The organism is Nocardia sp. NPDC055002, assembly GCF_053608825.1.
Genome location: NZ_JBSGWE010000010.1, coordinates 71,403 through 86,411, shown reverse-complemented (window position 1 = coordinate 86,411; position 15,009 = coordinate 71,403). Strand labels below are relative to the sequence as shown.

Genomic DNA, 15,009 nt, shown 5'->3' with positions numbered 1-15,009 from the left:
CGATGACGGCGAGATCCTGATAGTTACACCATTGTGAGGCATCGCCCAGGCTGGCAAGGTTTATTTCGCTGCCGCCACCGATCGATTACCAGAAACAGGAATCATGCGACAAAGTCTTGCCGCACTCGTATTGTGCGTCTTCGGTATTACGACCGGTGAATTCGTGATCGCGGGAATCCTTCCCGACGTCGCGGCTGAACTAGGCGTCTCTATTTCGGCGGCCGGGCTTCTGGTGACCGCTTATGCCGTCGGAATGATCTTCGGTGGACCGGTCGTCACCGCGCTCACCGCGCGTTACTCGCGCAAACCGTTGATCAGCGTGCTGCTCTTGATCGCGGTGGCGGGCAACGTCGCCTCCGCGCTGGCGCCCTCCTATGAGTTCCTCTTCGTTGCCCGCGTTGTCACCGCGTTGGTCACCTCCACGTTCTTCGCGAACGCGATCGTCATCGCGACCTCGACCTCGCCGCCGGACAAGCAGGCGTCCACGGTCTCGAAGCTGGTCTTCGGGATGAACATCGCCATGGTGCTGGGTGCACCGATCGGGACGCTGCTGGGCAATCGGTTCGATTGGCGTACACCGTTTTTCGCGATTGCGGTGGTATGTGCTCTCGGCTTGGTGCTGGTTCTGCGCTCGGTCCCGGAGGTGGCGAACGCCGGCGGGTCGGCGTGGTCGGAATTGCGGGTGTTCCGCGATCGCGACGTTGCGCTGGCCATTGCCGTCACGGCGATCGGCAGTGCGGGCGTGCTGATGGTGTTCGTCTATTTCGCGCCGTTGCTGACCGATGTCGCGTCGTTCGCCTCCAGTGCTGTGGCGGTGATGCTCCTCGTCTACGGCCTCGGCGCCACGGTGGGCAACGTCGTCGGCGGCAGACTGTCCGACCGCTCACCGAAACGTGCGCAGCTCGGTCTGCTCGCGTTGCTGGCGTGTGCGTTGCTGCTGATGTGGGCCGTGAGCGGCCAGATCGTGCTCATCGGCGTGATGGTGTTCCTGGTGGGCGCACTCGGCTTCTCGGTGATCCCGGGAATGCAGGCCCGTGTCCTGAACACCGCGAGGCAGGCCCCGACGCTCGCTATCGCGGTCAACGCCTCGGCGTATCAGCTCGCCGCGGCCTTCGCGGGCTGGTTCGGCGGGCGGGTGATCGACTCCGCCGGACTGCGCGCCGTGTACCTGGTCGCCGCCGCTGTCACGGTCCTCGGTATCGCTGTCAGTGCTGCCGCATGGCGCCGTGACACTGCCGAGAGCAAGCGTGTCGCTCCAGCGGCGACCTCTGCCCCCTCGTGAGAGAGATCACCGAACGGTGACGGCCTATCCCTGGCGGTGAAACGAACGAAGCCTCTGACCGTTGGACCTGGTCAGAGGCTTCGTTGTGGTGCGCCATCAGGGACTTGAACCCCGAACCCGCTGATTAAGAGTCAGCTGCTCTGCCAATTGAGCTAATGGCGCATGTCTTTGTTCTTTGCCCCGTCTCCGGTGCGGAACAAACATTAGCAGGCCGTGGGGCGGAAAGTGAAATCGGGCGCTGACCAGCAACAATGCCGCACATCTGGCGTTGTTAACACCGACGACCTCCGGACCTATCTAACGATTGTGACTTGGTCGTGTCGCGGGGGCTTTCCCGTTGGAACCGGCCGGGCCAGCTGGCAGAATGGGCGAGACGTCGAGTTCGTAACGCCCCCCGCCTACACGGATGGCTCTAGCGATTCGGGTCGGTGGGATCTGCGGCGCACTGTAATCGCGTCGGTACGGAAACGGGGTTGACATGGGTAAGAAGCGGGGGCGACCTCGGTCGCTACGGACGATCGTTCCAGTGGTGCTGTTGGCGGTGTTCGCGCTCGGCGCGTCGGCCTGCTCGGCCGCGGAGGGCACCGGGGTGGAGGTGGCGATCGATCGCAACCCCCTCGCCGAGCTCATCAAGCCGAAGCTCGTCTCGACCATCAAGGACGGGCAGGTCGGCGTCTCGCCCGGCATGCCGATGGCCTTCCAGGTCGAGGACGGCAAGTTCACCGATGTCACGCTGACCAACCAGCAGGGCACCGCGGTGGCGGGTCAGCTGGCCGCGGACGGGCGCTCCTGGTCGACCGCCGAGGTGCTCGGCTACGGCAAGACCTACAAGCTCACGGCCTCGGCCATCGGGCTCGGTGGCGCGAACTCCTCGACGCTGAGCTTCACCACCAGCTCGCCGAAGAGCCAGACCAAGCCGTACCTGCTGCCCGGCGAGGGCGAAGTGGTCGGCATCGGTCAGCCGGTCGCGATCCAGTTCGACGAGAACATCCCCGATCGCCGTGCCGCCCAAGAGGCCATCAAGATCACCACCGAGCCCGCTGTCGAGGGCGCCTTCTACTGGGTGAACAATCGCGAAGTGCGGTGGCGCCCAGAGCATTACTGGACACCGGGCACCAAGGTGACCGTAGACGTGAACGTCTACGGCAAGGACCTGGGCAAGGGCCTGTACGGCCAGGACAACATCCATTCGTTCTTCACCATCGGTGACGCGGTGGTCTTCACCGCCGACGACAACACCAAGCAGGTGGTGGTGGAGAAGAACGGTCAGGTGATCATGACCATGCCCACCTCGATGGGTAAGGACAGCACCCCCACCGACAACGGCGTCTACATCGTCAGCGACCGGCACGAGAAGATCATCATGGACTCCTCGACCTACGGTGTGGCGGTGAACTCGTCCGACGGGTACCGCACGCCGGTCGACTACGCGACGCGAATCTCCTACAGCGGCATCTTCTTCCACTCGGCGCCGTGGTCGGTGGGGCAGCAGGGCTACTCCAATGCCAGTCACGGCTGCCTGAACCTGAGTCCGGCGAACGCGCGCTGGGTGTACGAGAACGCCAAGCGCGGTGACATCACTGTCATCAAGAACACGGTCGGCGGCACCCTGTCCGGTGTCGACGGGCTGGGTGACTGGAACATCGCGTGGCCGGAATGGAAGGCGGGCAACGCCGACGCTCCGTAGGCACGCGACGTACGAAAAACGAAGGGGCACCGGATTTTCCGATGCCCCTTCGTTGTGTCCGTGGACCGCTCAGAGCGGGGTGGGGAGTTCGCTGCAGTCCATCATCGCCTCGCCCGCGACCGCGAGCGCGCTACCGAAGGCGCCGCACAGAATGCGGCCGCCGAACAGCAGGCGGTCGAGGTTGGGCAGGCCGGCCGAGCCGGTACCGGAGGACCCGGTGGTTTCGACGCCGGTGGTGGAGCCGCTCTGCGCCGAACCGGATTCGGGCTGATCGCTCGGCAGGCCGAAGTCGCCGATGGGGGTCTCCGCCGTGAAGTCGGTGAGGGGCAGGCCGGGCGAGGCCGCGGCGGTCCCGGCGACGGGGCCGAGCACGGTGACGGCCGCGAGGACGGCGACGACGGTGGAACGCTTCATCAAGGGGTCTTTCCGGTCGAGCGCTGACGCGATGGCGAGATCTGCCCCACATCTGGGCAGCGGTCCAAAGTGTAGCGGTCAAACGTGACGTTCGTCATGGTGGTGCGAGTTATCCGGCGGCGGCCAGGCCCGGTTCGTCGCGATGGATCTCGGACGCGACGCTCAGGTGGTCGACGACCACCCTGCGCGCGCCGCAGCGGCAGCGTTGGTAGGCCACGACGCCCTCGCTGGTCCGGTGGCGTGACTCGATCTGCCAGGTGTGTGCGGGGTGGCTGTTCATGGTTCGAGTCTGATGTAATGGCATTGTGCATTACAACCATTACGGGCGTGAGCCGGTGCTGCTGGGCGTCGACCTGCTCAACGATCCGTGTTCGAACGCCGCGGAGTTGGCGCGACGCTGCGCGGCGGCGGGCTTGGTGCTGTCCACGCCGGTGTCCGACGGCGATCTGGCGTCGGTAACGGCCTTCCTGGGCCGCTGGCGGGGTGTGGTGGAGTGCGCGGATCGCACCGAACGTGCGGCCCGGCTCAACGTGTTGCTGGCCGAGTACGCCTCCGCGCCCCGCCTGACCGACCATGTGGGCGACGGCTGGCATCTACATTTCCGCGACCCGGGGGTGGCGACGGACCGCCAGATCGCGGCGTTGATCACCGTCGGCACCGCCTTGCACCTGACCGGGCTCGGGATGGACCGTCTGGGCGCCTGCGAGGCCGACGGGTGCGCGCAGGTGTACGCCGACATTTCACGCAACGGCAGACAGCGCTTCTGTAGCCCGGCGTGCGCGAACCGGTCGGCCGTCCGACGGCACCGAGCGAACCGCGCAACCGCCTGACAACCGTCCAGCGGCGTTCACTCCCGTGCCCTTCGCCACTCCGGCGAACACCCTCGACCTGCGCCGTCGGCTGTGGACGGCGCGGATCGGTGGTCAGTTGTGGACGGGGAAGTTGGCGCGCACGACGTTTCGCGGGTCGCGGTTTCGCTTGATCTCGCGGAGGCGGTCCAGGGTGGCAGTGTCGAAGGCGGCCTGGGCCGATTCACCCGGAGCGAGGAAGGTGTACGGCTTCTTGCCGGTGACGTGGGCGCCGAGGTTGTCGACGATAGTGCAGAAGGCTGCCTTGACGTCGTCGATGAGGGGGGGGAGGCCGAGGCCGAGCAGGTAGAGGGCGTAGGGCTCGGTGATCGGGCCGCGTGCTCCATGTTCACCGGTAGGTTCGGCTATCGCGCCCCCGAGGCCGCGGATCTGGATATTGAGCAGGGGCGCGACCGGGGCGTCGATGATCGTTTTGACTACCGCGTCACCCAGGTCGGTGAGCAGTTCGCCGCGCGAGAGCGACGGGCCGGGTTCGGTGGGTTCGGCGGTGATGGTGCCGATCCGGTCGGGGGTCATGGTGGCGCGGGTGTCGACGAGTGCGCCGGTGACAGTGTCGAGGCGGCTGGTCAGCTCGCGGCCACGCGCTTCGTCGCCGAGGTAGGCGAAGTCGATGGCGACTGTGGGTGCGGCGCCGGGGATCTGATAGCGCTGTAGCCACACCGACAGTTCCGGCGGTGCGTCGGTGGTGAGTTCGGTGAACACGTCGAACACCTCGCGGGTGCGCTCGGCCGGCCAACTCACCCGGCCGCCGTAGAGCCGTGGCAACTCGAACAGGTCGATGTCGAGCGCGGTGACGATCGCGAAGTCGCCACCACCGCCGCGTAGTGCCCAGAACAGCTCGGGGTCGGAGTCGGCGCTCACCCGGCCACGCTTGCCGTCGGCGTCGACGATCTCGAACGCCCGGACCGCGTCGGCGGCCCAACCGTGTTTACGGGCCAGCCAGCCGAATCCGCCGCCCAGGGTGTATCCGGTGACACCGACCACGGGGTTGCTGCCTGCCAGGCCGCTCAGGCCGTGTGCGGCGGCCGCTGCCTGGACGGCGCCCCACTGGGCGCCGGAGCCGATGTGGGCCACCCGCTGGGCCGGGTCGATGGCGACGGCGTTGAGTTCGGTGGTGCGCACGAGAATCGCGTCGTCGATGTCGCCGGTCGCGCCGTGGCCGGTCGGCTGGGTGACCACCGCACGGCCCGCGCGGTTGGCGTAGCGCACGACGGCCGCGAGGTCGTCGGCATCGGCGACCTCGACGACGGCGGCGACCGACTGGGCGATCGCGGTGTTCCAGGGACGGGTGGCGAGATCGAAGGTGGTATCACCCGGTAGGAGAACGTTTCCCCGGATATCGGTACGCAGGTCGTTGATGCTCATAGCCAGTAGACGATGCGGGAGCCGCGAGTGTGACATGTGTCCGGATAGCAAAGAAGGCCCGGTCCTTGTGGACCGGGCCTTCTCTTCGGGGTGACCGACGGGACTCGAACCCGCGACATCCAGGATCACAACCTGGTGCTCTACCAACTGAACTACGGTCACCATCACCGGTGAATCACCGGCGCCGTCGATATTAGCGTGTGTGGAGTGTCAACCCCTAATCCGCTGGTAGATGGCTCGAACCGGTGACATCCACGGCCTCGGTGGCCTCCTGGGCGGCCGCCGCGATCTCGGTGGTCGACGGCCCGGGCAGCGGCACGAAGGCGGTACGGCGGTAGTACTCGAGTTCGCGGATGGATTCCTTGATGTCGGCCAGCGCGCGGTGGGCCAGGCCCTTCTCCGGCTGACCGAAGTAGATGCGGGGGTACCAGCGTCGGCACAGTTCCTTGATCGAGCTCACGTCGACCATCCGGTAGTGCAGGTGCGCGTCCAGCTCCGGCATGTCGCGGGCGATGAAACCGCGATCGGTGCCGATGGAGTTACCGCACAGCGGCACCGTGCGCGCGGTGGGCGCGTACTCGCGGATGTAGTCGAGTACCTGCTGCTGGGCCTGCTCGAGAGTGACGGTGGACCGCCGAACCTCTTCGGTCAGACCGGACTTCGCGTGCATGGTGGCGACGACCGGTGGCATGCAGGCCAGGGCGGCGTCGTCGGCGTGGATGACGATGTCGACACCGTCACCGAGAATGTTGAGGTCGCTGTCGGTTACGAGCGCGGCGATCTCGATCAGCTTGTCGCTGTCGAGACGGAGCCCCGTCATTTCGCAATCCATCCAGACCAGGAGTTTGTCTGACACGGGAGCCACCCTAATGGTGGGCCCGTGAACCCGGTCGGCAGGTGTGTCGCGCGGGCGAGGCGGACCGGGTTTGCCGACGACATCCCCGGATGTCTGCCGACCGGGTGACGTGCCCGGATACAGTTTGCCTGGAATTGACCGCAGACGTTTCGAGCATTTCTTGCGTACGTGCCAGTGAGCAGACGGAGGACGCGCGAATGACCACCCCACAGGAGAAGGCGGCAGCGGCACGCAAGGCGGCCGAAGACGCGGCCAGAGTCGCCGCCGAGGCCATGGCGGCCGCGGAGGCCGCCGAGCAGGAAGCCGCGGCGGCGAGCGCGACACCGGCCACGGACAGTCAGCCGGCCGCCGAGGGCAGCGAATCCGATTCTGCGGGTGAGGAATCCGCCTCGAAGCCGGCGGCGTCCGGCGCGGCCGCGCAGATCGCCGAGGGCTACGCCTTCAGCGGACCCGCACTGGAACTCGGCACGGTGATGGTCGACGGCGTGGCTGATCCCGGTGCGCGCGTGCGTATTCCGGTGCGGATGATGAACCGGCACGGCCTCGTCGCGGGTGCGACCGGCACCGGCAAGACCAAGACCCTGCAGGGCATCGCCGAACATCTATCCCGCGCGGGCGTTCCCGTGGTGATGGCCGACGTCAAGGGTGACCTGTCGGGCTTGAGCGAGCCGGGGGCCGACACCGAGAAGATCCGGGCGCGCGCGGCCGAGACCGGCGCGACCGACTGGGCGCCCGGTGCGTTCCCCACCGAGTTCGTCTCACTCGGCACCGGCGGCATCGGGGTGCCGATCCGGGCGACGATCACCTCGTTCGGACCGATCCTGCTCAGCAAGGTGCTCGGCCTCAACGACACCCAGGAATCGACGCTCGGCCTGATCTTCCACTGGGCCGATCAGCGCGGCCTCGCGCTGCTGGACCTGAAGGACCTGCGGGCGGTGATCACCCACCTCACCAGCCCCGAAGGCAAGGAAGACCTCAAGGGCATCGGTGGGGTGTCCTCGCAGACCGCCGGGGTGATCCTGCGGTCGCTGGTGAATCTGGAAGCCGATGGCGGCGACACGTTCTTCGGCGAACCCGAACTCGACCCGGCCGATCTGCTGCGCACCGCGGGCGGGCTCGGCGTGATCACGCTGTTCGAGCTCGGTCAGCAGGCGGCGCGGCCCGCGTTGTTCTCGACGTTCCTGATGTGGGTGCTGGCCGATCTGTTCCAGACGTTGCCCGAGGTGGGTGACGTGGACAAGCCGAAGCTCGTGTTCATCTTCGACGAGGCGCATCTGCTGTTCGCCGAGGCGTCCAAGGCGTTTCTGCAGCAGGTCGAGCAGACGGTGAAGCTGATCCGGTCCAAGGGCGTCGGCGTGTTCTTCTGCACCCAGTTGCCCACCGACATCCCCAACCCGGTGCTCTCCCAGCTCGGCGCCCGCGTGCAACACGCTTTGCGCGCCTTCACTCCCGACGATCAGAAGGCGCTGTCGAAGACGGTGCGCACCTACCCGAAGTCGTCGGTGTACGACCTGGAAGAGGCGCTCACCTCGCTCGGCACCGGTGAGGCCATCGTCACCGTGCTCTCCGAAACCGGTGCGCCGACGCCCGTCGCCTGGACCAAGATCGCGCCGCCGCGCTCGCTGATGGACACCATCGGCGACGAGGCGATCAAGTCCAAGGCCCTGTCGAGCGCGCTGCAGGGCAGATACGGGCAGAGCATCGACCGGGAATCGGCCTACGAGATGCTGCTCGCCAGCGTGGCGGCCGCCGAGCCGGTACCCGAATCCACCCCCGCGCCAGGGCGCTCGACGGCCCAGCAGGACGAGGATTCGGCCGCTGAACGGATCATGGCGAATCCGGCGGTGAAGAGTTTCCTCCGTTCGGCGGCGAGTGCGGCCGGGCGCGAGATCAGCCGCAGCATTTTCGGCACCCGCCGCCGGTGAGCGAGTGCGGCCCGTCGATCGGCGGGCCGCACTCCACGACTCCCGGGTCAGCCAGTCACCGCGCCAGCTCACGCATCAGCAGGTCGGCGGTCGTCTCGCGGCGGAGCAGCTGCTCGGTGCGGCCGTGGGCGACCGCGACCACCGGCGGCCTGCCCGCTGTTCGATATCCGGCCGCGCACGGGTGATAGGCACCGGTGCACGGCACCGCGAGGACCTCGCCGGCACGGAGATCGGCCGGAATCCGGACCTCTGCGGCGATGAGCCGGCCCGCGGCACCGTGCCTGCTCGCGACCGATGCGGCGAGCTGGGGTCCGGCCGGATGCCGGTTGACCACGAGCGCACTCACATCGTCGCGTCCGGCGGTATCCCCGTCGACGATCACGCACCTGCCGCCGGCGACCTCGGTGACGGCGAGCACCCGGTAGAGCGTGACACCCGCCCGCGCGACGATCGCGCGCCCCGGTTCCATCGCGAGGACCGGGCGGGGGAAGTGGTGTCGGGCACAGCCCGCGTCGAGCGCGTCATCGAGGATGTCGGCGAGTTCGCGCAGGTTGAGCTCGGCGTCGCCGCCGCGCAGAGCAACCGCGTGCCCACCGCCGATATCGAGATGGGTCAGCAGGGCGCCGTGTTCGGCCTGGATCCAGGCCATCTCGGCGATCATCCGGCGGATCGCCTCGCCGTACAGGTCGGGGTCGTGGATCTGTGCGCCGAGGTGGCAGTGCAGTCCGGTCAGGATCAGCTTCGGCTGCGCGATGATCCGGGCCACAGCCGCCGCGCAGGAATCGCTGCCGAGCGGGAACCCGAACCGCGAGCTGCCCGGCACCTCGATTCCGGGCGCCACCCGCAACAGCACCTGCTGTGGGCGGGTCACGAGCGAGGCGAGCAGGGTGATCTCGGTGAGCGTGGAGACCACGATGCGGCCGACCCCCGCGCCTACCGCGGCGCGGAGCTCGTCGAAGGGAGCCCCGTTGCCCTGCAGGACGATCCGGCGTGGGTCGATGCCCGCGGCGAGCGCCACCTCGAGTTCACCGGTCGAACCGACCTGCACGGCGAGGCCCTCCTCAGCGACCCAGCGGGCCACTGTGCGCAGCATCAGCGCGGTTCCCGCGTAGACGATCTCGGTGTCGGGGAAGTGCTTGCGGTAGGCGCGGCAGCGTTCCCGCACCTCGGTCTCGTCGATCACGCGCACCGGTGTGCCGTACTGGTCGGCGACGTCGTGCAGGGCCACGCCGCCGAGGGTGATCCGGCCGTCACCGTCGTAGTGGGTGTCGGCGGGCCACACCGCCGGGTCGAGTCGGGGGACCGCACTCGCACGCAGGGACGGGAAGATATCGAGCAACGTCACGGTGGTCTCCTCCAGGAGGACGCCCCCGCACTCGGACGGCGGGGCCACCTCAAGGACTACGCCGCTCGCGGCCGGCCGAACTCGGTCTTTACGGGTCCTTGACCGCCCGGCGACCGTTCCTGACGACTTGCTGACGTAGGTGTCAGCCGCCCAGCTTCTTGTAGAACGCGCCCGCGATCGGTGCGGTGAACGACCGGGGGCCGTAATTGCCCGCGACGCTCATGCCCTTGCTGATCAGGCCGGGGACGATGCGCATCTTGTTGCGGGCCAGCGCGTCGATGGAGACCTTCGCGGTGTACTCGGACGACACCCAGAGGAAGTCGGGGACCATCTTGTCGACGATCGACTGGTCTTCGGGGGCCGGGGTTTCGGTGCGGACGGGACCGGGCGCCAGCAGGGTGACGTTCACGCCGCTGCCCTTGAGCTCGCCGCGCAACGACTCCGAGAAGGTGTTCGCGAACGCCTTGGATGCCGCGTAGGTGGCGTTGTTCGGGATCGGCATATTGCCCGCCGCCGAACCGCTGATCAGGATCCCGCCCGCCTTGCGCTCGATCATGCCGGGCAGCACCGCCAGGGTCAGGTCGTGCACGGCGGTGGCGTTGAGTTCCATCTGCATGCGCTCGTAGGCGAAGTCGAGCTCGGCGACCGGCCCGAACGTCGCGATGCCCGCGTTGTTGCAGAGAACGGCGATATCGCGAACCGCGAGCTCGTCGACGAGGCCGGCCCGCTGGGTGCGATCGGCCAGGTCGACCGCGCGGACCTCGGCGGTGATGCCATGGGCCAGGGTCAACCGCTGGGCCAGCTCGGTGAGGATCTCACCGCGGCGCGCGACCAGGATCAGCGAATAGCCGCGCCCGGCCAGTTCGGCGGCCAGCGCGGTGCCGATGCCGGAGGACGCGCCGGTGACGACGGCACGATTGTCTGCAGTGGGGGAGGGCAAGCTCACGAGGGGAGCTTAGGGGATCGGCTCAGGCCATGCGGTGCCCGCGTCGACGGGGTGGTCGCGGGCCGGGGCCGTCGATACTGGGGCCATGGCTGACGCGCAGGTGTTCGGGATGGGTGACGATCCGCTGGCCGAGCCGACATGGCCCGCGCTCACCGACGACGAGATCGCCCGCGCGGTCGCGGCGACCTGGGGTGGGTCGCCTGCCACGATCGAATGGCGGGGTACGCGACCGTTGTCGTCGACGGTGGGGGTGCGGTTGGACGGTGGGGAGCGGCTCGTCGTGAAGCGGATGCCGGTGCGATTGCGCGACGTGACGGCCTTGGCCGAGGAACACCGCTTCATGGCGCATCTGCGGGATCGGGGTATTCCGGTGCCCGAAGTGCGTGCGACCGTGGGTGATCGGGCTGTGCCACCACCCGGCCACCGCGACGGCGAGCTGAGCCCTGGCTCCGGGGGCAGCGATGAGTTCCGCCGTGTCGATGATCGTGTGCGGGGCGATATGGGTGAGTTCGTCTACGAAGTGCATCGGGTGGGGGCCGGGAAGGACCGGTATCGCGCGGACTTCTCCTGGTCGCCCTACCGCGACAGCGACGATGCGGCTGGTGCCGGGGTGATGCTCGGTCGATTACATTCGGCCGCAGCGGATTTCGATGCGCCCGCTCGACCGGCCAGGCCGTTGCTGGCGAGCATGCACGGTGACGTGGTGAGCGCGTTCGAATGGCACATCGCGCGACGGCCGTCGGTAGCCGGGTTCCTGGGCGAAAGGGACTGGCGTGCTGAGGTTCCCGAGTTCCGGGCTGACTTCTCCGGTGTCGCACCACTGTGGACGCATGGGGATTGGCACGCGACCAACCTGCTGTGGACCGGCCACGAGGTGACCTCGGTGATCGATTTCGGACTGGCCGACCGGACCACCGCCGTCTTCGACCTGGCCACCGCCATCGAACGCACCGCCGTCGACTGGATTTCCCTGCGCGACGGCGGTCCCGCCCACGTGCGCGCGGACCAGGTCACCGCGCTGATCCAGGGATACCGATCCGAGCGAACACTGTCGGCGGCCGAACGCAACCTGCTTCCGAGCCTGCTCCCGCTGGCCCACATCGGCTACGAACTCTCCGAAATTGACTACTTCCTGACCATCGCCGACGATCCACGCAACGCCGAAATCGCCTATCAAGACTGGCTTCTCGGCCACCTACGCTGGTACCAGACAGCAGAGGGCCACGACCTACGCGATGTGATTCGCGACGCCTCCCTACCTTGACCGCGCCAACCATCCACCCGCGGCTACACCCCAAATCCGCCATGACCGCATTCCCGGCCCCGCACGACCCGACCTCGAGGAGGGTCCGCCGCGAAGCGGCGTAGCGGCCCGGCCGCGAGTTAGCCGCCGTTGCGTCCGAGGCGCAGCCTCCAGCAACGGTGGCTAACTCGCGGCCCCCAGGGGCCGCGCTCGAGCGCGCCAGCGCTCCAATAAACACAGCCAGCGCGTCCCGGACTACAAAAACCTCGTGCACCCATGCCGGCTGCCGCACTGGCCATCGCCGCGGCGGGTGGCGTGTGGTGGACCTCGCAAATACCTCACCCCCACAACGAAACACCGCCCCACGCCGGATGCGAGTTCGGCGCGGGGCGGTGCGGGCGGTCATCCGTCGCGTCGGATGACCGGGTCTGGAAGGACTACAGGCGGGCCGCCAGGCGAGTGCCCTGGTTGATCGCCCGCTTGGCGTCGAGTTCGGCGGCCAGGTCGGCACCGCCGATGAGGTGCAGGTCCACACCCGCCGCCCGCAACGGCTCTTCGAGCTCACGCACCGATTCCTGTCCGGCGCAGACGATCACGTTGTCGACCTCGATCACCCGCGGATTCTCGTGCTTCTCGCCGAAGCTGATGTGCAGGCCCGCGTCGTCGATGCGGTCGTAGTTCACGCCGCCGACCTGCTCGACACCCTTGGCCTTGAGGGCCGCGCGGTGCACCCACCCGGAGGTCTTGCCGAGGTCCTTGCCGAACGGGGTCGACTTGCGCTGCAACAGCACCACGTCGCGCGCCGCGGGGGAGGGCTTGGGCTCCTTGAGCTGGCCGGGAGCCTGCTCGTTCTCGGAATCGACGCCCCACTCCTCTTTCCACTCGTCGAGCTTGAGCGTGGGATGTCCTTCGACGGTGAGGTATTCGCTCACGTCGTAGCCGATACCGCCCGCGCCGATCACCGCGACCTTCTTGCCGACCGGCTTCTCCTCCTTCACCAGTTCGGCGTAGGAGAGCACCATCGGGTGATCGATACCGGGGATGTTGGGGATGCGCGGACGCACACCGGTCGCCAGGATCACCGAGTCGTACTTGCCCGCGATCAATTCCTCGGCCGTGACCCGCTTCTCGAGATGCAGGGTGACGCCGGTGACGTCGATCTTGCGGCGGAAGTAGCGGATCGACTCGTCGAACTCCTCCTTGCCTGGGATGCGGCGGGCGATGTCGAACTGGCCGCCGATCTTGTCGTCGGATTCGAACAGGTCGACGTGGTGGCCGCGCTCGGCCAGACTCACCGCGGCCGACAGCCCGGCCGGACCCGCGCCGACGACGGCGACTCGCTTGGCGCGCCGAGTCGGCAGCAAGTTCAGCGTGGTCTCGCTGCCCGCACGCGGGTTGACCAGGCACGACACCTTCTTGTTGCCGAAGGCGTGGTCGAGGCAGGCCTGGTTGCAGGCGATGCAGGTGTTGATCTCGTCGGCCCGATTCTGCTCGGCTTTGTTGGCCCATTCGGCGTCGGCCAGCAGCGGGCGGGCCATGGAGATCAGCGCCGCGTCGCCGCGGGTCAGGATCTCCTCGGCGACCTCGGGCATATTGATCCGGTTCGAGGCGCAGACCGGGATGTTCACCTTGCGCGCGATCTTCGCGGTGAACTCCACGAACGCCGCGCGCGGCACCGAGGTGACGATGGTGGGCACCCGCGCCTCGTGCCAGCCGATATCGGTATTGAGGATGTCGACGCCGACGGCCTCCAATTCCTGTGCCAGGGCGACGATCTCGTCGAACGTCTGGCCCTTCTCCACGAGCTCGGCCATCGACAACCGGAACACGATGATGAAATCGGGGCCGACCTCGGCGCGGATGCGACGGGCGATCTCGACGGGCAGCCGACGCCGGTTCTCCGGGGTGCCACCCCACTTGTCGGTGCGCTTGTTCACCCGCGGTGCGAGGAACTGGTTGAGGAAATAGCCCTCACCGCCCATGATCTCGCAGCCGTCGTACCCGGCGAACTTGGCCAGGCCCGCGCAGCGCGCGTAATCGTCGATCGTGCTCTCGACGCCCTTCGACGACAGTGCCCGAGGCTTGAACGGGTTGATCGCGGACTTGATCGCCGACGCCGAAACGCTGGTCGGCATGTAGGAATAGCGCCCCGCGTGCAGGATCTGGATGGCGATCTTGCCGCCCTCGGCGTGCACCGCCTTGGTGATCGTGCGATGCCGGTACGCCTCGGTCTTGTTGGTGAGCTTGCCGCCGAGCGGCAGCAACCAGCCGGTGCGGTTGGGGGCGTAGCCGCCGGTGATGATCAGGCCGACTCCGCCGCGGGCCCGCTCGGCGAAGTAGGCGGCCAGCTTGTTGGTGTCCCAGGCGCGGTCCTCCAGGCCGGTGTGCATGGAGCCCATGACCACGCGGTTGCGCAGCGTGGTGTGGCCGAGGTCGAGGGGCTCGAACAGATGGGGATAGGCAGTCATGGGCGGTCGTCACCTTTTCGCGGTCGCAGGGCCTGCAGTACTTCGTCGCACCATTCGAGGTAGCCGGACTCCGCGCGGATGCCCGCGCGAAGCACCAGATACTGGTGCAGAGCGGTGCCGGAGAGCTGGTCCGGCACCGGGAAGAATTTCTTTTCGCTGAGTCGGTACTCGTCGAGGCGCTGGGCGTGCTGGCCGCGATGGCGCTCCACCTCGGCGCAGACGGCATCGATGTCGCCGTACGCGGCGGCGCGGATCTTCACGCCCAGTTCGTCGCGGGCGGGGGTGGCGTCGGTGGGCTCGGCGAGCCAGCGGGCGATCTCGGCCTGACCGGCCGGAGCCACCGAGTACACCTTCTTGTCGGGTTTGCCCTGCTGGTTCACCGATTCGACGGTGACCCAGCCGGAGGACTCCATCCGCTTGAGCACCCGGTAGATCTGCTGGTGGGTGGCACTCCAGAAGTAGCCGATCGACTTGTCGAATCGGCGAGCGAGCTCATAGCCCGACCCGGCCCGCTCGGTGAGCGAGACCAGTAGCGCGTGCTCCAGTGCCATGGCACGAGAGTATCCGGAACACTGGGTACTATGCAACCAGGTTCATATGAACTGACGG

Annotated in this window: 13 protein-coding genes and 2 tRNA genes; 5 read left to right on the top strand and 10 right to left on the bottom strand. The window is 67.7% G+C overall.

What is annotated here, in order from left to right:
* The first annotated feature begins 103 nt into the window (after nt 1-103).
* Complete coding sequence (locus tag ACWF99_RS30135; protein ID WP_452538032.1) at nt 104-1,282, top strand: MFS transporter; 1,179 nt, start codon at nt 104-106, stop codon at nt 1,280-1,282.
* 86 nt (nt 1,283-1,368) lie between these two features.
* Here the strand turns inward: ACWF99_RS30135 and ACWF99_RS30130 are convergent.
* Nucleotides 1,369-1,444 (bottom strand) — tRNA-Lys (locus ACWF99_RS30130).
* Between the two features lie 316 nt (nt 1,445-1,760).
* Between ACWF99_RS30130 and ACWF99_RS30125 the strand changes: the two genes are divergently transcribed.
* Nucleotides 1,761-2,969: a L,D-transpeptidase gene (locus tag ACWF99_RS30125; protein ID WP_452538031.1), complete on the top strand. Its 1,209-nt coding sequence runs from the start codon at nt 1,761-1,763 to the stop codon at nt 2,967-2,969.
* A 69-nt stretch (nt 2,970-3,038) separates the two neighbouring features.
* On the opposite strand, the gene ACWF99_RS30120 is transcribed toward ACWF99_RS30125, so the two are convergent.
* Nucleotides 3,039-3,383, bottom strand: coding sequence for a hypothetical protein (locus ACWF99_RS30120; protein ID WP_378629871.1), 345 nt, complete (start codon nt 3,381-3,383; stop codon nt 3,039-3,041).
* Nucleotides 3,384-3,492: 109 nt separating this feature from the next.
* Entirely contained in the window at nt 3,493-3,663 is a 171-nt protein-coding gene (locus tag ACWF99_RS30115) for a hypothetical protein (RefSeq protein ID WP_378629872.1), read from the bottom strand.
* A gap of 25 nt (nt 3,664-3,688) precedes the next feature.
* Here ACWF99_RS30115 and ACWF99_RS30110 point away from each other — a divergent pair, with 25 nt between their 5' ends.
* Complete coding sequence (locus tag ACWF99_RS30110) at nt 3,689-4,213, top strand: CGNR zinc finger domain-containing protein (protein WP_378659540.1); 525 nt, start codon at nt 3,689-3,691, stop codon at nt 4,211-4,213.
* Nucleotides 4,214-4,306: 93 nt separating this feature from the next.
* On the opposite strand, the gene ACWF99_RS30105 is transcribed toward ACWF99_RS30110, so the two are convergent.
* From ACWF99_RS30105 to orn, 3 genes are all read right to left on the bottom strand, one after another.
* Nucleotides 4,307-5,617 carry an FAD-binding oxidoreductase gene (locus ACWF99_RS30105; RefSeq protein ID WP_452538030.1) on the bottom strand — a complete coding sequence of 437 codons (1,311 nt, stop codon included), beginning with the start codon at nt 5,615-5,617 and terminating at the stop codon, nt 4,307-4,309.
* Between the two features lie 89 nt (nt 5,618-5,706).
* A tRNA-His gene (locus tag ACWF99_RS30100) sits at nt 5,707-5,779 on the bottom strand.
* A 55-nt stretch (nt 5,780-5,834) separates the two neighbouring features.
* Entirely contained in the window at nt 5,835-6,473 is a 639-nt protein-coding gene (orn, locus tag ACWF99_RS30095; RefSeq protein ID WP_266298291.1) for an oligoribonuclease, read from the bottom strand.
* 197 nt (nt 6,474-6,670) lie between these two features.
* Here orn and ACWF99_RS30090 point away from each other — a divergent pair, with 197 nt between their 5' ends.
* Complete coding sequence (locus tag ACWF99_RS30090) at nt 6,671-8,398, top strand: helicase HerA-like domain-containing protein (protein WP_452538029.1); 1,728 nt, start codon at nt 6,671-6,673, stop codon at nt 8,396-8,398.
* A gap of 55 nt (nt 8,399-8,453) precedes the next feature.
* On the opposite strand, the gene ACWF99_RS30085 is transcribed toward ACWF99_RS30090, so the two are convergent.
* Complete coding sequence (locus ACWF99_RS30085; RefSeq protein ID WP_452538028.1) at nt 8,454-9,743, bottom strand: diaminopimelate decarboxylase family protein; 1,290 nt, start codon at nt 9,741-9,743, stop codon at nt 8,454-8,456.
* Nucleotides 9,744-9,885: 142 nt separating this feature from the next.
* The gene (cmrA, locus tag ACWF99_RS30080; protein ID WP_378629878.1) at nt 9,886-10,689 is read right to left on the bottom strand and encodes a mycolate reductase; all 804 of its coding nucleotides are present in this window, start codon (nt 10,687-10,689) and stop codon (nt 9,886-9,888) included.
* 85 nt (nt 10,690-10,774) lie between these two features.
* Here cmrA and ACWF99_RS30075 point away from each other — a divergent pair, with 85 nt between their 5' ends.
* Entirely contained in the window at nt 10,775-11,953 is a 1,179-nt protein-coding gene (locus ACWF99_RS30075; protein WP_452538027.1) for a phosphotransferase enzyme family protein, read from the top strand.
* Nucleotides 11,954-12,369: 416 nt separating this feature from the next.
* On the opposite strand, the gene ACWF99_RS30070 is transcribed toward ACWF99_RS30075, so the two are convergent.
* Together ACWF99_RS30070 and ACWF99_RS30065 are read right to left on the bottom strand one after the other, a co-directional pair.
* On the bottom strand, nt 12,370-14,400 hold the full coding sequence (locus tag ACWF99_RS30070; RefSeq protein WP_452538026.1) for an FAD-dependent oxidoreductase: 2,031 nt from the start codon (nt 14,398-14,400) through the stop codon (nt 12,370-12,372).
* Nucleotides 14,397-14,951: a PadR family transcriptional regulator gene (locus tag ACWF99_RS30065; RefSeq protein WP_378629883.1), complete on the bottom strand. Its 555-nt coding sequence runs from the start codon at nt 14,949-14,951 to the stop codon at nt 14,397-14,399. Before ACWF99_RS30065 ends, ACWF99_RS30070 begins: the two co-directional genes overlap by 4 nt.
* Nucleotides 14,952-15,009: the final 58 nt, after the last annotated feature.